General features: G+C 42.8%; 14 protein-coding genes. 7 read left to right on the top strand and 7 right to left on the bottom strand.

Annotated features, from left to right (window positions below; genetic code table 11):
• Positions 1 to 123 precede the first annotated feature (123 nt).
• Both AAFF35_RS18415 and AAFF35_RS18420 read left to right on the top strand, forming a co-directional pair.
• Complete coding sequence (locus tag AAFF35_RS18415; protein WP_342327998.1) at positions 124 to 2097, top strand: DUF3857 domain-containing protein; 1974 nt, start codon at positions 124 to 126, stop codon at positions 2095 to 2097.
• 2 nt (positions 2098 to 2099) lie between these two features.
• Positions 2100 to 4001, top strand: a complete 1902-nt coding sequence (locus AAFF35_RS18420) for a DUF3857 domain-containing protein (RefSeq protein WP_342327999.1) — start codon at positions 2100 to 2102, stop codon at positions 3999 to 4001.
• On the opposite strand, the gene AAFF35_RS18425 is transcribed toward AAFF35_RS18420, so the two are convergent.
• The 6 genes from AAFF35_RS18425 to mqnE all read right to left on the bottom strand — a co-directional run bounded on the left by AAFF35_RS18425 (position 3998) and on the right by mqnE (position 9872).
• Complete coding sequence (locus AAFF35_RS18425) at positions 3998 to 4120, bottom strand: hypothetical protein (RefSeq protein ID WP_262502356.1); 123 nt, start codon at positions 4118 to 4120, stop codon at positions 3998 to 4000. The two genes, AAFF35_RS18420 and AAFF35_RS18425, sit on opposite strands and share 4 nt — an antisense overlap.
• A 3-nt stretch (positions 4121 to 4123) precedes the next feature.
• On the bottom strand, positions 4124 to 4645 hold the full coding sequence (locus tag AAFF35_RS18430) for an NlpC/P60 family protein (RefSeq protein ID WP_342328000.1): 522 nt from the start codon (positions 4643 to 4645) through the stop codon (positions 4124 to 4126).
• Positions 4645 to 7254, bottom strand: coding sequence for a DNA mismatch repair protein MutS (gene mutS / locus AAFF35_RS18435; protein WP_342328001.1), 2610 nt, complete (start codon positions 7252 to 7254; stop codon positions 4645 to 4647). Before mutS ends, AAFF35_RS18430 begins: the two co-directional genes overlap by 1 nt.
• A gap of 81 nt (positions 7255 to 7335) precedes the next feature.
• Positions 7336 to 8061, bottom strand: a complete 726-nt coding sequence (locus AAFF35_RS18440) for a menaquinone biosynthesis protein (RefSeq protein WP_342328002.1) — start codon at positions 8059 to 8061, stop codon at positions 7336 to 7338.
• Positions 8062 to 8067: 6 nt separating this feature from the next.
• Entirely contained in the window at positions 8068 to 8679 is a 612-nt protein-coding gene (locus AAFF35_RS18445; protein WP_342328003.1) for a histidine phosphatase family protein, read from the bottom strand.
• Positions 8679 to 9872, bottom strand: a complete 1194-nt coding sequence (gene mqnE / locus AAFF35_RS18450; RefSeq protein WP_342328004.1) for an aminofutalosine synthase MqnE — start codon at positions 9870 to 9872, stop codon at positions 8679 to 8681. Before mqnE ends, AAFF35_RS18445 begins: the two co-directional genes overlap by 1 nt.
• 186 nt (positions 9873 to 10058) lie before the next feature.
• Here mqnE and AAFF35_RS18455 point away from each other — a divergent pair, with 186 nt between their 5' ends.
• Positions 10059 to 10667: a YdeI/OmpD-associated family protein gene (locus AAFF35_RS18455; RefSeq protein ID WP_342328005.1), complete on the top strand. Its 609-nt coding sequence runs from the start codon at positions 10059 to 10061 to the stop codon at positions 10665 to 10667.
• Here AAFF35_RS18455 and AAFF35_RS18460 read toward each other — a convergent pair.
• On the bottom strand, positions 10664 to 12847 hold the full coding sequence (locus tag AAFF35_RS18460) for a S41 family peptidase (protein WP_342328006.1): 2184 nt from the start codon (positions 12845 to 12847) through the stop codon (positions 10664 to 10666). The two genes, AAFF35_RS18455 and AAFF35_RS18460, sit on opposite strands and share 4 nt — an antisense overlap.
• 135 nt (positions 12848 to 12982) lie before the next feature.
• Between AAFF35_RS18460 and AAFF35_RS18465 the strand changes: the two genes are divergently transcribed.
• The 4 genes from AAFF35_RS18465 (at position 12983) to AAFF35_RS18480 (ending at position 20059) form a co-directional block, all read left to right on the top strand.
• The gene (locus tag AAFF35_RS18465) at positions 12983 to 13561 is read left to right on the top strand and encodes an RNA polymerase sigma-70 factor (protein ID WP_342328007.1); all 579 of its coding nucleotides are present in this window, start codon (positions 12983 to 12985) and stop codon (positions 13559 to 13561) included.
• 95 nt (positions 13562 to 13656) lie between these two features.
• Entirely contained in the window at positions 13657 to 14829 is a 1173-nt protein-coding gene (locus tag AAFF35_RS18470) for a FecR domain-containing protein (protein ID WP_342328008.1), read from the top strand.
• Positions 14830 to 15021: 192 nt separating this feature from the next.
• Positions 15022 to 18396 (top strand): TonB-dependent receptor, encoded by a 3375-nt coding sequence (locus tag AAFF35_RS18475; protein WP_342328009.1) that lies wholly within the window; start codon positions 15022 to 15024, stop codon positions 18394 to 18396.
• Positions 18397 to 18421: 25 nt separating this feature from the next.
• On the top strand, positions 18422 to 20059 hold the full coding sequence (locus AAFF35_RS18480) for a RagB/SusD family nutrient uptake outer membrane protein (protein ID WP_342328010.1): 1638 nt from the start codon (positions 18422 to 18424) through the stop codon (positions 20057 to 20059).
• The last annotated feature ends 39 nt before the right edge of the window (positions 20060 to 20098 follow it).

Here is a 20098-nt window from a genome sequence, read left to right on the forward strand (position 1 = left end):
CTTTTCAAAAGTCGTAAAAATCATCCATTAAACCTGAACTTATTTAGTATTGTATAAAATAGTGCAGACTCTTTTTTTTTCTTCAGAAGTACCTTACCTTGGCGGTTAATTAGTTACGCTCTTATGAAATACTTTTGCCTCATATTATTTTTTACTGTTTGTTCCCTGAAATCCATAGCCCAGGATTTCAAATTTGCCGGAATCAGTCATGAGGATATCTCCTTAAAAAACACCGTGTTGGACAGCAATGCCAATGCCATCGTGCTCCGGGAATTCGGGACCGCAGTGATGGATTACAATGATGCTGATGGCCGGCTGGCCATTGAATACCTGTACCACGTCCGCATTAAAATTTTCAACAAACAAGGTTTTGAAAGCGGGAACATCATTATCCCGCAACGCATCAATGACGACCTGCAAGATGAAATCAGGGACATTAAAGCCGTCACGATTAATTATATAGATGGGATATTCAAACAAACGGAGCTTGATCCCAAGAAAATATTCAGGGAGAAAAGAAACAAATACAGTGCGGCAACGAAGTTTACCATGCCCAATCTGATGGATGGAAGCATTATTGAATACACCTACCGCATGCGAATCCCCAGAATCTTTAACTTTAAATCCTGGGAATTTCAATCCAACATTCCTAAGCTACACAGTGAATACATCGCTACGATCCCTGCGCTATACAACTATAACGTCTCGCTCAGGGGCGCAATGAAGCTCAGTTCCAGCAATGCAGAACTTCAAAAAGAATGTATGCGGATTTCGGGAACCAATATTGATTGTTCTAAGATGACCTATATCATGAAGAATGTTCCTGCCTTTATTGAGGAAGATTATATGACAGCAGCAGTCAACTTTAAATCGGCCATTAACTTTGAGCTGTCTGACTACCATTTAATGAATGGAGGAAAAAAGAGCGTCACTAAAACATGGAAAGACGTCGATTACGAACTCCTTTCCGAAAAATCTTTCGGATCACAGATGAAGAAAAAAGACGCTTTTAAAGAGCTGATGCCTGAAATTCTTAAAAACACAACCGACGACCTGAGCAAAGCACAAGCGGTATACGACTACATTGCAAAGAACATCAAGTCCAACGGTTTTATTGGGATCTACAGCGAAACTGCTGTAAAAAAAGCATTGGAAACCCATAGCGGAAATACCGGCGACATTAACCTTTCGCTCATTGCAGCCCTTAGCGCCGCCAACCTTAATGCCGAAGCAGTAATCCTTTCTACCCGTGAATATGGATTGGTAAACACCCTGTATCCGGTCATCACTGATTTCAACTATGTCGTGGCGAAAGTCAATATCGGGGAGCAAAGTTATTTGCTGGACGCCTCCGTTCCGCTTCTTCCTTTCGGCTTGCTGCCTTTACATTGCATCAATGGCCAGGGAAGGGTAATCAACCTGAAAAAACCTTCTTACTGGTATGACCTCAAGGCCAGTCAGAAAGAATATACCCGATACAATTTAGTCGCTACCCTAACTAAGGACGGGAAAATAAAAGGAGAACTGCTGACCTATACTTTAGGATATGCCGCATTAAAAAAGAGAAGAGATATTCTTGCTGCCAACTCCGTGGCAGAATATGTCGAAAAACTCGATGAAAAAATGCCCAGGATCAGCTTCGGGAAGTATGAGATTAAGAATGTAGATAGCCTGAACCTACCCCTGGTAGAGAAATATGAAATAGAGATCAACTCTTATAACGGTACTTCAGCCACGCAAATTTTCTTCAGCCCTTTCTTCATTGACAACATCAGCAAGAATCCTTTCAACCTGAATGAAAGAACCTATCCGGTAGATTTAGGAAGCGGCAAAGAGACCAGGTGCAGCATTCAGCTGACCGTTCCGGAGGACTTTATCCTGGCAGGACAACCTAAAGACCTCAATATTGGATTGGCGGAAAATGGAGGAAAGTACATGACCACCACGAGCTTCGATAGCCATATCGTGAACTTTAACCAGCTATTGCAACTGAACAAACCCATCTATGGATCAGAGGAATACCTTTCCCTGAAAGAGTTTTACAGCAGGATCATCCAGACACAAAAAACAGACATCATCTTTAAAAAAGCGAAATAACTATGATCAGGAATCTATTCCTATGCTTATTGACATTAACCAGTATACCTTGTTTTTCCCAGCTGGAATATGCAGCTGATAAAGTCCCTTCCAGTCTGAGGAGCAGGGCCAATGCAGTGATCCGGGAAATGGAAACCACCGTAGATATGCGTGCAGCGGATCAGGTGATCATAAATGTTAAAAAGGTCGTTACCGTTTGGAATAAAAACGGCGATCCAAGAGCAGATCTGACCATTTATTACGATAAAAGCAGCAGCATTCAGCGCATCAGAGGCCAGGTACTGGATGCCATTGGAAATGTAAATGCTAAATTTACACAGGGTGATTTTACGGACCACAGTGCCGTTAGCGATGGCAGTATGTTTATCGATTACCGCTTAAAGCATTTCTCGCCCATCGTTACCACCTACCCCTATACGGTGATTTATGAATATGAAATTAAAAACAAGCAGAACCTGATCATCCCCGACTGGTATGCCAATCCTTATGCCGACCAATCCGTAGAAAAGAACAAGTATACCTTTGTCTCCAAACCAAATGATGAAATCAGGATCAGGGAATACAACTATAACGGTAAGCCCGAGGTCCTGAAAACAGAAAAAGCAACGAGTTATACCTGGCAGGTTAGCAATAAACCTGCTTTTAAAGCTGAGCCCTTTGCACCTGATCCGGACCTTTACCAGACCTATGTAAAAGTTGCCGCCAGACAGTTTAGTTATTATGGCTATAAAGGAAGCTATCAGAATTGGGAAGAACTGGGCAAATGGGTATATAATGATTTGATCAAAAGCAGGCAAAACCTTCCGGAGCAAACCACTGCCGAAATTAGGGAACTCGTTAAAGGGATAGACAGTGATCGTGAGAAAGCAAAGAAAATCTATGAATATATGCAGAAGAAAACCAGGTACATCAGTGTACAGATTGGAATCGGAGGCTTTCAGCCGATGCCCGCTGCAGAAGTTCAGCAACTCTCTTATGGAGATTGCAAAGCATTGGTTAACTATACCCAAAGTCTTTTAAAGGCCGCAGATATTCCATCTTTGTACTGTGTTGTAAATGCAGGAAGAAACAAAAAGAGCATGGACCCCGACTTTGCCAGTATGGAACAAGGCAATCACATCATCCTGGCAGTTCCTCTGAAAACAGATACGGTATGGCTGGAATGCACCAGTTCCGATAGTCCTTTTGGTTTTCTTGGAGATTTCACCGACGACCGGACCGTCCTTGCCTGTACTCCTGAGGGAGGGAAATTATTAAAAACCCCTGCATTGAACAGTGACATGAATTTATTGGTCAGAAAGGCACAGCTGAACGTCGATGCCGAAGGAACAGTGACCGGAAAATTAAATACCAGCTTCAGCGGTGCTCAGTACGACAATTATCAGAACATGCTGGCACAACCGCATGCCGAACAGCTGAAACTATTAAAAGACAAGTACGATATCGACAATATCAATTTCCACGATTTTAAACTTGTTCAGGACAAAGGTACCCCACCGCATACCCTGGAATCTGTTCAACTGGACATACAGAAATATGCGGCCAAAAGTAATGACCTTTTTTATCTGGAATTAAATGCATTTAATAAGACCCGCAACGTTCCTGAAGTGAAGAACAGGACTTTACCTGTCTATATCAACAGGGGCTTTACAGATGAAGATGAGCTCCGTTATGAACTTCCTGAAGGTTTCAAAATGGAGGCCAAACCGGAGAATAAAAAGATCATCAGTCCTTTTGGCAGCTATAGTTCTGAGCTTAAAATTGAAGGAAAAACACTGACTTATAAAAGAAAGTTTCACCTGAAGGATGGGAATTATCCCGCAGCACAATACCAGGAATTCAGCAATTTCATGGGCAATGTCAACATTGCAGACCATGATAAAGTCGTGTATAAGCTAAACTAGCTAAGGATCAGGATGCCTAGTCCGATGCCGATGATCATGATCAGGTACATCAGGATTTCGGTCGTTGCAAACTTCTTATATTTTGTCCAGAAGGAATCTTCTTGTTTTGGTGCTGACATATCTTAGTTTTTTATAGAACCTGCTTTCACCATTGTTCTTTGGTAAGCAGGTAAGCTCAGGTCATCTACCACCACACCACGTGTAGTGGATGCATGAACAAAGTAATTGTTATTGAGGTAAATCCCTACATGATCTACCGCGCCACCGCCAAAAGAGAAAAAGATCAGGTCTCCTTCTTTAAGCTGGCTAATGCTCTTGGTCCTGATCACCGTTGCCTGGTCACTGGACCTTCTTGGCAGCTCATTTCCGTAGATGTTCTTTTGCAATAAGAAGGCGAAACCCGAGCAATCAATCCCCCGTTTGTCCAGGCCACCTAAACGGTACCTCACCCCTGTCCAGTCGTTGATGAAACGGTACAAAGGTTTACTCTTCAGGTTTGACATCGCCGTCGCTGTCCTTGCCGCAGTAGAAGTGCTGACTGTTTTCTTTCTGGAGCTACAAGCCACCAGTACCATCAGCACCATTAAAAAAAGTAACGATTTAAATCTTCCTTTGAGAACGGTGTGATTGGCTTTCTTCCTCATTATTCTTTGATTATCCTTTGTATTTCATCCAGTTTAAGCAAAGCTTCAACCGGGGTCAATACGTTTACATCCAGGTTATTCAGGGTATCCCTTATTTTCAACAATACCGGATCATCTATTGCAAACATGTGCAATTGATAAGCCTGGTTCTGTACTTTTTTAATGCTGTCTTTGATGCTTTGACCTTCGGTCCTGTCGATCTCCAGTTTCTTAAGGATCTCATTCGCCCTGTTGATCAGCTTAGGCGGCATTCCGGCCATCTTGGCCACATGAATACCGAAACTATGCTCACTACCACCAGGAACCAGTTTTCTAAGAAAAATCACCTTATTGCCTACCTCTTTAATCGAAACATTAAAGTTCTTAATGCGGCTCATGGTATTGGCCAGTTCATTCAACTCATGGTAATGTGTCGCGAAAAGTGTTTTTGGCTTTGCCGTAGGATGGGTATGCAGGAATTCTGCAATCGCCCAGGCAATGGAAATCCCATCATAGGTACTCGTTCCACGGCCAATCTCATCCAATAGAATCAAACTATTGTCGGAAATATTATTCAGGATACTCGCCGTTTCATTCATCTCCACCATGAATGTACTCTCTCCTGAAGAAAGGTTATCCGAGGCACCCACACGCGTGAAGATCTTATCCACCAGGCCGAGCGTTGCTGCTTTTGCAGGAACGAAACAACCCATTTGTGCCATCAGCACAATCAATCCTGTTTGTCTCAGAATTGCCGACTTACCCGACATATTGGGTCCGGTAATGATGATGATCTGCTGGGTTTCATTGTCCAGAAACACATCATTCGTAATGTATTCTTCCCCTACCGGTAATCTTTTTTCTATTACAGGATGTCTTCCACCTTTGATGTCCAGATTTTTGGTCTTATTCACCACCGGTTTCACATAGTGATTTTTAACCGCCAGTTGTGCAAAACACAACAAGACATCCAGCTGTGCAATAGAGAAAGCATTCAGTTGAATTTGTTTGATATAAGCGCTCACCAGGGCCATCAGCTCTCCATACAGGCGGATCTCGATCTGCATGATCTTTTCTTCCGCACCCAGGATCTGCTCTTCATATTCCTTTAGCTCAGGCGTGATGTAACGCTCCGCACTCACCAGGGTTTGCTTCCTGATCCAGTCGGCAGGCACTTTATCTTTATGTGTATGCGTCACTTCCAGGTAATATCCGAAGACATTATTGAAAGCTACTTTAAGAGAAGGAATGCCGGTAATGGCAGCTTCTCTTTTTTGAATTTCTATTAAATAGTCTTTTCCACCGAAGGAGATTTTGCGGAGGCGGTCCAACTCTTCATTGATGCCATCGGCGATCACATTTCCTTTGATCAGCAATGCCGGAGGATCCTGTTGCAATTCCCTTTCCAGCTTTTCGCGGATGCTTAAGCAAGGGTCCAGCTGATCGGCAAGTGCCATTAAGAAAGGATTATTCGAGGCCGTCGCAATTTCCTTTACCGACTCGATATGATACAAGGCCTTTTTAAGCTGACACAATTCTCTTGGTCCCACTTTCAACAAACCTACTTTAGAGATCAGGCGTTCCAGATCACCGATCTGTTTGATGTGGTTTAAGAACTCTTCCACCAATGCCTCATCTTTTACCAGGAACTCTACCATCCCAAGGCGCTCCTGAATCGGCTTCAGCTCTTTCAGTGGCATGATGATCCAGCGGTGCAGCAAGCGTGCGCCCATTGGCGTTGAAGTATGGTCAAGCACCTGAAACAGCGTTACCGCATTGTCGTTGGCAGAGCTCACCAGCTCCAGGTTACGGATCGTAAAACGATCCAGCCACATGTATTTATCTTCCTCTAAACGGGAAATCGAAGTAATGTGTTTTAAATTGCGGTGTTCTGTTTCATTCAGGTAATGAAGCACGACCCCTGCGGCGATGATCCCGATCTGAAGTTTATCTACCCCAAAACCTTTTAAAGAGTTCACTTCAAAATGTTTCGTCAGCGTTTCCGTCGCATAATCAGTGGTAAATGCCCAATCATCCAGATGAAACGTATAAAATTTATCGCCGAAAAGCTCCAGGAATTCCTTCCTTTTACTCTTTTGAAAAACCACTTCATTCGGTTTAAAACCCTGCAAAAGTTTGTCGATATATTCTGCATTTCCCTGAGCTACATAAAACTCGCCTGTAGAAATATCGAGGAAGGAAACGCCCATTCCTGCTTTATCAAAATAGACGGAAGCCAGGTAGTTGTTCGACTTCTGGCTCAGGATGTTATCATTATAAGCAACACCTGGGGTAACCAATTCAGTCACACCACGTTTTACAATTGTTTTGGTTGTTTTAGGGTCTTCCAGCTGGTCACAGATCGCAACCCTTTGTCCGGCGCGAACCAGTTTCGACAAGTAATTGTCTAAAGAATGATGAGGAAATCCTGCCAGTTCAATATGTCCTCCAGGACCATTTCCCCTTCTTGTCAATACAATTCCCAGAATCTGAGAAGTCTTTACCGCATCTTCACCAAATGTTTCATAGAAGTCGCCCACTCTGAACAATAGTAATGCACCCGGGTACTTTGCTTTAATCGCGTTGTACTGTTGCATTAAAGGTGTTTCTTTAGTCTTATCTTTAGCCAAAATGTATTTTAATTTACAAAACCGTAAAGATAGCATCTGAATGCATAATCCATACGGTTTGTGGAAAATTTTAATAAAAACCTATAACTGTTCAATATAGGATAAGAACAGGCTTAAAGCTTCGCGCTTTTTATCCGTCAGTTCAAAATCCAGTTTATGCATCAGGTAGTCGTCCAGGTCAAAATTTGCGATTACCGGCAATTCTTTCAGTAACTCCTGACGATGGGAAAGGCCAAAAGCCAATGCCGCGTTAAATTCTGCGATAAATGTTTCAGGAATTGTTTTGTTCGCTACCCATGCGGCATATACAAAAGGCAATCCGGTAAATTTCATCCACTCCTCTCCCATATCATAGGCATAAGGGTAGTCCGATTTTTTACCAAAAGTGCGGTCGCCAATCAGGACCATTGCATCTGTTTCTGCTTCCGGATCGGTCGTATACGTCACTTCCTGTTTCCAGTGAAATTTCAACAAGACCTTTGCCAGGTTATTGGAAGTCCGGGAATGGCTGTCGAGCCTTACCGTCCTGATTTCCCCGAAAGGAACTTTGCTAAAAACAAACACAGAATTTACGGCGCCTACTGAACCGATGCAATAATCAGCAACGATGTTTGCATTCGGCACCATTGGAATGGCGGCGACAGGAATCAGGCCGATATCCACCTGGTTATTGATCAATTTTGCCGCGCAATCTGTAGGGATATCTAAACTTAAATCTATTTTAGTCAGCAGTTCCGAATGTTCAATTCCATAGATAAAAGGCTTGGTATTGGTATAGGAAACTGCAGAAATTTTAATCTTACTCAAAGGGAACTATTTTAAATGATCCGTATTGTTAAACTCGGTGATCACATACTGATCTCCGGTCATTTCAACTTTATAAAGGGTGGTATTCAGGTGAGGAAACTCTGTCATTTCACTCAATGGCCTTCCCGTTAATAAACACAGGAATAAGCGCATTGCACGCCCATGCATACAGATTAAAAGGGTTTTTTCATTTTCAGCGCTCCTGATCACTTCCAAAGCCTGTTTCTGACGGATAATCACATCCGCCGGACTCTCGCCCCCTTCAAAGCGGGCATCATAATCTCCCGACGTCCATTTCTCCATAATGCTTTTAAAAGCGATCATGGCATTTTCATCGTTTGGCTGCCCTTCCCAGGTACCCCAGGCCAGCTCATCCAGGCCCGACAACTGTGTCCATGGTAATCCGGCATCAATAAAGCCTTTTACCGTTTGGTGGGTTCTTTTGAGTTCAGAAGTATAAACCTTATCGAAGGCTACGTCTTTATATTTCGCATAAAATGCTTCGGCTTGTGCCCTTCCTGTATCGTTCAGATCGCTGTTGATCCCTCTTCCCTGCACAATACCTTGTTTGTTTAGTTCGGTTTCACCATGTCTGATGATGTATAGTTCTTTATCCATTAATTGATGACCGGCAATTTATAATATTGTGGTTTTGCTGCTCCTTCGAATACGAAATCCGTATAATCGGTAACCACGTTGTAAAGTGTATCTCTTTCTATTGGTTTACGGTTCACCTGTTTGATCAGGTTCACCAGTTCCTCCGTATTCATTGCAGGATGTTGTTCTTCAGCACCGGCCATAGAATAGATTTTGGTGGTATCGTCTAAAGTACCATCAATATCATCTACACCAAAGTTTAAAGAAAGTTGTGCAGTTTGTCTGCTGATCATCGCCCAATAGGCTTTGATATGGTCGAAATTGTCCAGATAAATCCGGGCAATCGCATAATTTCTTAAATCCTCGATTACAGAAACTTCCGGCACATGGTCCATCTGGTTGTTTTGGTTTCTGAACTTCAGCGGGATAAAGGCCTGAAAACCGCCTGATTTGTCCTGTTGCTGGCGCAGTCTTTCCATATGATCTACCCGGTGCCAGAATTGTTCGATATGACCATATAACATCGTCGCATTGGTTTTCATGCCCAGCTTATGTGCCTGTTCATGAATGTCCAGCCATTGTTCTGCATTACATTTATCGTGTGCAATCTTTTCCCTTACTTCCGGGTGGAAGATTTCTGCACCACCTCCCGGCATCGAATCCAGACCGGCTTCCTGCAGGTATTTCATCCCTTCATAATGCGTCAGTTTTGCCTTTTTGAAGATATAGTAATACTCTACCGGTGTCAGTGCTTTGATGTGTAAATCCGGACGATGTGCTTTTGCACGTCTGAAGAAATCGCTGTAAAAATCAAGGTTTTGCTTAGGGACTACACCTCCGGTGATGTGAACCTCGGTAACCGGTTCATTATCGTACTTTTTAAGCACATCCATCATTCCGTCTACGCTCATTTCCCATCCTTCCTCACGCTGTTTAATCAGTCGGGAGTAAGAACAGAACTTACAGTCGTACACACAAACGTTGGTCGGCTCAATATGAAAATTGCGGTTGAAATAGGTTTTATCACCATGTTTTTGCTCCCTGATGTAGTTCGCTAAAACTCCCAGGTAGCCCAGTTCGGCATGTTCATAAAGGTAAACCCCTTCATCGAAGGTGATCCTTTCCTGGTTCTGAACTTTATTGGCAATGGCTTTAAGATCTGCAGACAGATTCGTGTCGTTTAAAAGTAAAGCCAGCTTTGAATTAGCATCCATGTAGTATGATATAATGATGAACAAAAGTAGTATAAAATCAGCAGATACCCGTCTTTTTAACAGGTTTTAGCTGTCAGCATTGTGTAAAAGAGCATTAGCATAAAAAATGAAGCCTTGTGATAAAGGAATTTAAATTTTGACTATTTTTAGTGTACGCCATATGTATGGTCCTTTATAAGATACGCCATGGAAAAATACGACCCTAGAGTAGATGCTTATATTGAGCAGGCTGCGGCCTTTGCCCAACCGATTTTAAAACACATCCGGAAGCTCGTTCATCTGGCCTGTCCGGAATTGATAGAAACCATGAAATGGAGTTTTCCTCATTTTGACTATAAGGGAACCGTCTGTAGCATGGCTGCTTTCAAGAGCCATTGTGCTTTTGGTTTCTGGAAAAGCAAACTCCTTCCCGATCCGCATCACCTGTTGAGCGACGACAAAGAGCAGGCTATGGGACAGTTGGGCCGCATTACTTCTATCGCAGACCTGCCCGAAGAAAGCATTTTCATCACCTATGTCCAAAATGCCGTCATCCTGAATAAGGAAGGGATTAAGCTGGAGAAAAAACCTGCCGCAGCAAAAATAGAACTCGTGATTCCGGATTATTTTGCCAGAAGTCTGGCAGAAGCTCCTGCAGCACAGGAACATTTTGACAAGTTTAGCTATTCTCAAAAAAAGGAATATCTGGAATGGGTTGTCGAAGCAAAAACAGAAGAAACAAGACAAAAAAGGCTCGCTACAGCCCTGGAATGGATTGCCGAAGGGAAGTCCAGAAATTGGAAATACCAACGTTAGTTCTTCGCAAACGCCAGCGCTTTATCCAATACTTCGTCCCTCCCACTCTTCAACCCAGAAGGGGTAGAACGTACAATGATATCCGGTATTATTCCTTTATAATGACTTTTAGTACCATCTGCGTTTGTGACTTTTGCTCCTGTAAAAAAGACCCGGAAGTCATTAAACAGGTTAATGGTCTGCACATCTCCATTCGTACCCGAGGTTGCCTTGCCAATAATTGTTCCCAATTTTAAGCCCTTAACATAACCTAAAATACTCTCCGACTGACTCTGTGCACAGGCATCAGAAAGGAAAATGATCTTGCCCTTAAAGTAGGGAGGTTTAGGCCCTAGATTCCATCCGGTACTTTCGAAATCTTTTCTGCTGTTATCCGGGCTTAGTTTTGGAATATGCATCCATTTGGTGTGTTCCGAACATTTAAGCAAATGACCAAAAAGTGCGCGAATGTCATCTTTTGGATAGCCCCTCATATCAAAGATGATTGACTTTGCATGCTGTAACCGGGATAAGGAACTGTTGATGTTTTTCATTACGGAATCACCTGTGAGGTTGAAATAATAAATACCGTCTGAAAGTTGACCGTCTTTTGGAACATGTGCGGTGAGCGCCACCGGACGATACTCCTGGGACGGACCCGACCTGGGAAATTTGAACGCAGTACGAACACCGTTATGATTGATGATCAGCTTCACTGAATCCGATAAACCGTCAAATAACCCCAGGAGAGATTTGTAAGTTCGCCATTGCGGAGAACCTGAAATAAGGCCGTACTTAGCGTAAAATGTTTTCTGCGCAGACTCCCCATCAATCGAATCAATGACGCTGCCCACTGATATATATTTTAACGAAGAATCTAAAACACGTTTGACATAGATTTTGTGGCCAATCATTTCCGATTCTATATTCACCGATTTCTCTTCAATCCGATCTGAACCGGAATAACTAATTCCCATATGGCCATCGTTTAGCTTTGCAGACATTAACCTTAGGGATTCTAAAAAATCCTGATTGCTGTTATCTTTTATCGTTCTGGCAAATAAGAAGGAAAATAACTTTTCAGGATTAGTCTTCGTATCCTCCCAATAGGGGAAAGCAAATTTCAGAACTGATAAAGTGATGACCAGATTCGCAAGCCGAGTCTCCTGACCGTATTCTTTCGGCTTTTTCGACCAATAATCCTTTATCTTTTTTTGGAATGCGATTAGTGATATGGAATCTACTTTAGGATAAGTAGCTGTTTCTGTAGCATAAAGCGCCGCCGGAATGGAGGCATATATGTTTTTACCTAGTTTTACTGAGGTAATATCTGAAATTGAGGCAGGTTTAGTAAAATAAAATCTTTTATCCTCTGCAATACTTAAAACGATATTCACCGGGGCATTCCTGACTTCGAACGGTGCATTAAATTCAAATGTTTTCTTGCTGTCTCCGGAAAAAACCTGAATGTTTGGTCTGTTTATTTTAACAATCCTATATTTTGGAACTCTCAACGTAATATTAACATTCTTCTCCCCCTTGAGTAGATTTCCCTGGAATCTGTATCGGGTCGTTTTTCCAGTGATTCTGTTTCTGTTAGATTTATTCTTCAGTTGTTCCGCACCATTAAAAGCAGCAATAAATAAATTGTCCTGGTTACAATCAGTTGTATCTGCCGTTACCTCCACAGTCAATTCGTAACGACCATCAATTGTTTCGTCTAATTTTAAGGTAGATAAAGGATAATCAATATAATTCAGCGCTATCGCATCTCTATTATTTCTTCGACTTTTATAGATTGACGAATCATCATAAGGTAAAGCTAAACCACGATGTACCCAATTTACAAGCTTATATCCCGATAGTTTTTCCGGTATGATTTTACTTAACGTCTTATGCTTAGGTATGGGAACGCTATCAATAATGACGGAGGGGGCAATTGGCAACATCAATGCCTTTAGTTCGCGAATAAGCTGTTGATCATTCTGAGCAGACATCACCTGATGAACACCATATAATGAAAAGAAAAACCAGTTAACCTTTGTTACTTCGTCCGAAGGATGAAAAAAGCGGACATAACCATATAGTTCTGAAAATGCTTTTAAGTTTCTTTCTTTTTGTTTAAGCGTTTGCGCAGACCCGATGCTATAAGTAGAAATTAACAATAAGATGAAAAAAGATTTAAGTCTGTTTGGGTTCATACAAATGAAATTAGGTATTGTACGAGAAGCACAAATGCTATTTAACCTTATTTAACAAAATTGTAACAAATCAGGCCATATAGCTCATTTATACCAAAATAAGTTTGATTTATTTTTACATTCGCCCCGGGATATATGGGGTTTTACGTTAATTTTTCTGATCAGGAACTGCTGGAAGAACTCCGGCTGGGCAATAGAGTTGCGTTTACGGAACTCTTCAACCGCTATTGGAAGAAATTGCTGGCCATCTCCTATACCTATACCAAAGACCATTCTTCGGCAGAAGAAATTGTCCAGGAAGTCTTCATTGGGCTCTGGAACAGGAAGGATCAGTTGAATATAAAAGCCCTGGAACCCTACCTTGCCACGGCCGTTAAATTTTCCGTCTTCAAAAGCATCCATCAGCAGAAAAGAAGGGAAGAACTGGCGATGTTAAACTACCAAACTGAGCTTATAGCCCTCGATGAGGAAAAGATCCATGCGAAATTCCTCCAGGAATATATTGACGGTCTTGTAGAACAACTCCCTGAAAAATGCAGGCTTGTTTTTAAATACAGCCGCAATGATGGTCTAACCATTCCCGAGATTGCCGCCGAGATGGACATTGCCGAAAAAACTGTGGAAGCTCACCTGACCAAAGCATTGAAGACCATAAAGAGAGACCTGAACAATTCCGGAACCTTCCTCATTGCCCTTTCTTTGCTGATCAAATAAGAAAATCTATCTTTTTTAAATTTATTTTAAAAAGCACTAAGGGTAAAGCCTGTTCCCAAAGTACATCCTGGTAATTAGCCCAGTTGCGCATTACTATGAAAAACGAAAATCCTTCCTTATTAATCCAAAAATACATCAATGGAACTGCCAGTCCGGAGGAGCGGGAACAGCTCCTGAACTGGTATCGCTCGCAGCAACCGGAGACCGTGGAATGGCCTTCGGCAACGGAAACCGAAGAAAAGCAGGTCTATGACCGCATGCTTTCTAAGATCGACCAGCACATTGATGCTTCATCCCTGCCATCAAGACCATTGTCAAAATGGTACTATATCGCCGCAGCTGCCGCAATATTTATGGTGGGTTCTTTTGCAACTGTTCTCTATCTCGACAAAGCAGCACCGGAAAAAATACAAGTTCTGACTTATAAAAATGACGTTAAGCCCGGAGGAAACAAAGCCATCCTAAAACTGGCCGATGGCTCTGAACTCGTTTTAGATGGCGCAACGACAGCCACTTTCGCGCATCAGCAGGGTTTAAATATTGCCAGGATCAGCGATGGACAGCTCGCATTCGACAAACAACCGGAAGCTACACAAACCGATTCCGGAGCACCGAAGTACAATACCATCAGTACCCCTAAAGGCGGACAATACCGCATCATTCTTCCCGACGGCACAAAAGTATGGCTCAATGCCATTTCTTCCATCCGTTTCCCAAGTTATTTCAGTGCAGGAGAAAGAAGGGTAGAAATTACCGGCGAAGCCTATTTTGAAGTCAGCAAAAATAAGCAGATGCCCTTCCGTGTGATTTCAGGGCAACAAGCCCTGGAAGTACTGGGAACCAAATTTAACATCAATGCTTATACAAATGAGCCTCAAATTAATACCACACTCGCCGAAGGCAGCATCCGGTTAAACAGAATCAATGCTTCCGAATCCAGCATCGTAAAACCCGGCGAGCAGGCACAGCTAAAAACCGGCAACAGCAAGCTTGGCGCAAAAATCGTAGCCGCAGACCTCGACGAGGTGCTGGCATGGAAAAACGACGCCTTTGTATTCAACGACATGCCGATCACCGAAATTATGCAGCAAATAGAACGCTGGTATGATGTAGAATTGGTTTATAGCGGCGCTAAACCCGACCTGCGTTTTACAGGTATCATTCCAAGAAACAGCAATTTATCCACCTTCTTAAAAGTACTGGAAGGTAGCGGAGGCCTGAAGTTCGGCATTGAGCATAAAAAAGTATTCATTCAAAGTACCAGATAAACAAGAACAAATTACCACCACAAAATCAACAAACCACATGAAACCTGCCACCTAAACCACCATCGCAGGTAAGTCAGAAAATAACCAACCCGGTTCGCGGCCGGGAAGGTCAATGCTCAGGCTTGCCCTAAAGAGTATCCGGTAATTACCGGGATTGCAAATCTTCATCTTAAACCCAAACATTTCAAATTTATGAAAGTACGACTACATTCTAAAGTCAGAAAAAAAGTATTCATCATCATGAAACTAACCATTATTATCCTGATTACCTTGGGTATTCAGGTAAGTTCGGCTTCTTTTGGTCAGAGAGTAACCATCTCCAGACAAAATACCGGCTTAAAAACCATCCTGCAGGACCTGAGAAAGCAGACGGGTTATTATTTTATCTTCAATAATGAAGTCATCCGGAGTTCCAGATCGCTTTCCCTGGACCTTAAAAATGTAACGCTGGACGAAGCATTAACCGAAATCTTCAAATATCAGCCACTGACTTACAGTATTGAAAAGAACATTATTGTAGTCAAAGAGCGACTTAAACAGCTGACAGCTGAAGGGATTGCTGCTAAAATGATTACCATTGAAGGGCGGGTAACCGACGATAAAAACCTTCCTTTGCCAGGGGTAACCATCGTGGTCAAAGAAGGTAAAGGCATTGCCATCACCAATACTGAAGGTTTTTATAAGATCAAAGCAGAAGAAGACCATACCCTGCTCTTCTCCTACCTTGGTTTCAAAAGAGAAGAAGTATCCATCAACAAAAGGACACAAATCAATGTCACCATGACCGTTAGTTTTAAAGAACTAAACGAAACGGTTGTTGTAGGATATGGTACACAACAAAAGAAATTAGTGACCGGTGCCATCGGTGTGATCAAAGGAGAAGATCTTGCACAATCACCGGCAGTAAACATTTCCAACACCTTAATGGGGCGTGTGACTGGTCTTTCGACCTCTATGAGCGCTTCCGGTGCTCCCGACCGTGACCGTTCTTCCATCAAGATCCGCGGTATGGGGGAAGCCCTGATCGTGATTGACGGAGTGGCCAGAGATCCCGGTGTAGCGAGTTTGGAAATTGACAAGCTGGACTACAATTCGATAGAAAACATCAGTGTCTTAAAAGACGCTTCGGCTTCAGTATACGGTGCCAGAGGTGCCAATGGGGTAATTCTCATCACCACCAAACGTGGTAAGGCCAATAAAATATCGATGAATTACAATGCGAATTTAGGGATCCAGCAATCTACACGCACCCCAAAATTCCTTGATTCTTATAACTATGCCTTGCTGAACAATGAGATGTACGACAATGACAAGGCTGAGAAAGGTTCTTCTCCGAGAACAAAATATACCGACGAGGAAATCCAGAAGTTTAAAGACGGATCTGATCCGGACCGTTATCCAAATACGAACTGGTATAAAGAAGTACTGAAAAGTTCTGCACTTACCCAGAAACACAACCTCAGCCTGAATGGCGGTGGAAACAATTCCCGTTATTTCATCAGTGGTACCTATACCGGTCAGGATGGATTGATCAGCACTGCCGGCATGAAACGCTATGGTGCAGTGAGTAATTTTGACCTTGATGTTACTTCCAATACCACCGTATCTGTTGGTTTGAATTACATCAATGAAAATGTAAAAGGTCCGGCAGCTTATACAGAAACCATTTTTAACAGGATGGCAACACTGGGGTCGGTCACTCCTGCCCGCTTCGCCAATGGCCTTTATAACTTTGCCGGTTTTGCAGGTAATCCTTTAACCGATGCCATGGAAGAAAGTGGTTACAATAAGGTCAATAGAAATATTTTCAGTGGTTCCTTAAAAATAGCACAACAAATTCCATTCATTAAAGGCCTTTCTGCTACAGGTCTTGTTACCATTGACAGGAATAATTCCCTCGCGAAAGGTTTTACGGCTCCTTTCCCGCAGTATACCTTATCCGCAACCAAAGAGGAATATACCCAACAGAATAAAACTGAAAAAGCTTCCTTAAACCAGGACTTCAGTCAGAATAGCAACCTCAACGTTCAGGTATCCCTGAATTACAAAAGGCTTTTTGGCAAACATTCCATCAGCGCGCTTGCTTTGTACGAACAAAATGAATCTAAAGCAGAGAGCATGAGTGGTTCGAGAAGCAATTTCCCTGTTTCTACCATTGACCAGCTGTTTCTTGGCGATGTAAATTCTCAGAAAATCACGGGTTATTCTTCGGAAAATGCCCGTCAGAGTGCCATTGCCCGTTTGGTATACAACTACAACAGCCGCTATATTATAGAAGGTAATTTCAGATATGACGGTTCTCCTTATTACCCGAAAGGCAAAAGAAGGGCTTTATTTCCTTCCTTAGCAGTAGCATGGGTAATGTCTGAAGAAGACTTTATCAAAGATCGCTTTAAGTTTATTGATGAGCTGAAGATCCGCTCTTCCTACGGTAAACTTGGAAATGACGGCGGTTCATTATATACTTATTTCTACAACTACGCCTTTTTCCCGGCAGGTTATGTATTTGGAACTTCCAACGGCATTGCTCCTTACACCAGGATCACCAATACCTCTGTACCCAATACCAATATCACCTGGGAGAAAGTAAACTCATTTGACATTGGAATTGATGCCACCTTATGGAAAGGTTTACTAGGTTTCGAAGCAGATTATTACAATAAATACAAATACGACATCCTCCGTTCAAAAGGTTACGATGTACCGAGTACCTTCGGACTTACCGCTCCGCTGGAAAACTTTGGCAAGGAACGTTATTACGGGTTTGAATTTGCTCTTTCTCATCAAAACAAGATCGGACAGGTGAGTTATTCGGCCAGGTTAAACATGACCTATACTAAAAGTAACGTGATCGACTATGGCGAAAACGACACCATGCTGCCTGGTTTACGTCAGGAAGGTCGCCCGGTAGGGGTATCAAGAATCCTGAAAGCCGACGGCATTTTCAGAGATCAGCAGGATGCAGACAACTGGCCAAAATACCTGGTTAGTCCCGGAGGAACGCCGGTAAGTGGTAAACCCGGCGACATCAGGTATGTCGATTTAAACGGAGACGGTGTCGTAGAGCTTTACAGCGGCAGCCCTGACCGTGGCGTACAAACTAAATACATCGTCCCTCCTACAGTTTACGGATTGTCACTGGGCATGAAATGGAAAAATTTCACCGCAGATGCTTTCTTCCAGGCTTCCACAGAAGTATACATCAATTATTCTCCGGCAACGGACTTAAATAACTTCTACGAGCAGCATATGGACAGGTGGACCCCAACTCATCAGAATGCGAGTTACCCGCGCCTGCTGTCTAATTATGAAGCCAACAGGTATCCTTCTACATTTTACGTAAAAAATGGAAACTACCTCAAGCTTCGTACCGCGCAATTGTCTTATTCTCTTCCAAAAGAGATCATCAACAGGGCTGGAATTTCTTCACTAACGCTAACTGCACAAGGGCAGAATTTATTCACCATCAGCAACAACAGAAGGTTTGATCCGGAAATCTCCGGAGGATTTGCAGACTCTTATCCACCGCAAAGAATCTTCTCTTTTGGTTTACGTCTAGGCCTTTAATTTATTCATCAAATCATCAACGAAAATGAACCTTCATATTTCAAAATATACACTTGCTATTTTATTTACAGGCCTGCTCAGCCTTAGCTCCTGTCAGAAAGATTTCCTGGACAGAAAGCCGATGAACCTGATTTCAGAAGCTGATTTATGGAATGATCCTGACCTCATTAAAATGTCATTAAATGAGTTCTATTCCTTCATGAATACCGGATTTACCACCACCTACATTCCCGCTTCCTATAGCGACGACCTACAGGTAATCGGTGTGGAAGAAGGTAAGATCTCCACCTTTCTGACTGGTGATTTTACCAGCACCAACTTTCCATTGAAAAACTTATGGAAGGACAGCTACGCGCAGATCAGGAAGATCAATTACTTTATGGAGCGTGCATCAGCTGCACCTGTGCTTAGCGAACAACAAAGAAAAGAATTTCTGGCCCAGGCACGGTTCTTCAGGGCTTACGTCTATTACCAGGTATTTAATAACTTCAAAGACGCCCCAATTTTGCTTCATGCGCAGCCGGTAGAAGAGGCTCAGGATAAACCGGCAAAAGTAAGCCATAAAGAAGGGATTGCTTTTATCATTGAAGAACTGGACAAGGCAGCGGCTGACCTCCCTGCCAACTACGCCAATGACGAGCTTGGCCGCATCACTTCGCCTGCAGCAGAAGCGTTTAAATCACGTATTTTATTATGGGCTGCAAGTCCGCTGAACAATGCTTCAAACGACCTGTCTGCCTGGCAAAAGGCAGCTGCCGCAGCTAAAAAAGTAATGGATGGAGGCGCCTTTAGCTTGCAGCCGGATTATAATGATCCTTTTCTTAAAAAGAATGTACTCGTAAAACCTGAGGTCATCCTTGAATTCCGTTACAACGGACTAAAAGGAGAAAGACAACATGGTTTTGATAAGAACAACAGTCCGGCGGGATATGGAGGAAGAGGCGTCAACGGCCCTACTCAGGAACTCGTAAATGAATATGAAATGAAAAACGGAAAGATGATTACCGAAACAGGCTCAGGCTATGATCCCGCAGATCCTTATGCTGGTCGTGATGTACGTTTCGAAAAATCAATCCTGTTCAATACGGCTCCGTTTAAAGGTCGTCCGGTAGAAACGTTTACCAAAGGTAAAGACATGCCAACCACCAATGCCAGTCCGACAGGTTATTATACCAGGAAATTTATTGCAGAAGATTTCGATTACAATAAAGATCCCAATACCACCAGCAGCACGAATTGGATCATCCTTCGTTATGCAGAAATCCTGTTGAATTATGCCGAAGCTCAAAATGAAGCGGTGGGACCTGACGCGACGGTGTACCAGGCGATCAATGACATCAGAAAAAGAGTAAAAATGCCGGAACTCGCAGCAGACTTAACTCAGGAACAAATGAGGGCCAAAATCCGCCATGAAAGAAGGATTGAACTTGCTTTTGAAGATCAGAACAGGTACAATGACCTTCGCCGATGGAAAGAAGCCGCCACTATACTAAACAGAAAGGTAAACGGGGTAACGATTACTAAAGCGACCAATGGCAGCTTTACTTATGCTCCAAAAGTATCTGGTAGCAGGGTATTTACAGACAAGAACTACTGGATGCCGATTCCACTGGTGGAGCTCGGAGTAAACCCGAATCTAAACCCACAAAACCCGGGTTGGTAATTTTTCTAACATACACACATCAAATATCAATTTAATCCT

The sequence above is a fragment of the Pedobacter sp. FW305-3-2-15-E-R2A2 genome, assembly GCF_038446955.1.
GTDB lineage: Bacteria > Bacteroidota > Bacteroidia > Sphingobacteriales > Sphingobacteriaceae > Pedobacter.

Bases quoted from the DNA above. Each gene is read 5' to 3' on its own strand.
- AAFF35_RS18455 (WP_342328005.1), top strand. From the start codon at position 10,059: ATGGAAAAATACGACCCTAGAGTAGATGCTTATATTGAGCAGGCTGCG.
- AAFF35_RS18475 (WP_342328009.1), top strand. From the start codon at position 15,022: ATGAAAGTACGACTACATTCTAAAGTCAGAAAAAAAGTATTCATCATC.
- AAFF35_RS18480 (WP_342328010.1), top strand. From the start codon at position 18,422: ATGAACCTTCATATTTCAAAATATACACTTGCTATTTTATTTACAGGC.
- AAFF35_RS18470 (WP_342328008.1), top strand. From the start codon at position 13,657: ATGAAAAACGAAAATCCTTCCTTATTAATCCAAAAATACATCAATGGA.
- AAFF35_RS18430 (WP_342328000.1), bottom strand. From the start codon at position 4,645: ATGAGGAAGAAAGCCAATCACACCGTTCTCAAAGGAAGATTTAAATCG.
- mqnE (WP_342328004.1), bottom strand. From the start codon at position 9,872: ATGGATGCTAATTCAAAGCTGGCTTTACTTTTAAACGACACGAATCTG.
- AAFF35_RS18420 (WP_342327999.1), top strand. From the start codon at position 2,100: ATGATCAGGAATCTATTCCTATGCTTATTGACATTAACCAGTATACCT.
- AAFF35_RS18465 (WP_342328007.1), top strand. From the start codon at position 12,983: ATGGGGTTTTACGTTAATTTTTCTGATCAGGAACTGCTGGAAGAACTC.
- AAFF35_RS18425 (WP_262502356.1), bottom strand. From the start codon at position 4,120: ATGTCAGCACCAAAACAAGAAGATTCCTTCTGGACAAAATATAAGAAG.
- AAFF35_RS18445 (WP_342328003.1), bottom strand. From the start codon at position 8,679: ATGGATAAAGAACTATACATCATCAGACATGGTGAAACCGAACTAAAC.
- AAFF35_RS18460 (WP_342328006.1), bottom strand. From the start codon at position 12,847: ATGAACCCAAACAGACTTAAATCTTTTTTCATCTTATTGTTAATTTCT.
- AAFF35_RS18415 (WP_342327998.1), top strand. From the start codon at position 124: ATGAAATACTTTTGCCTCATATTATTTTTTACTGTTTGTTCCCTGAAA.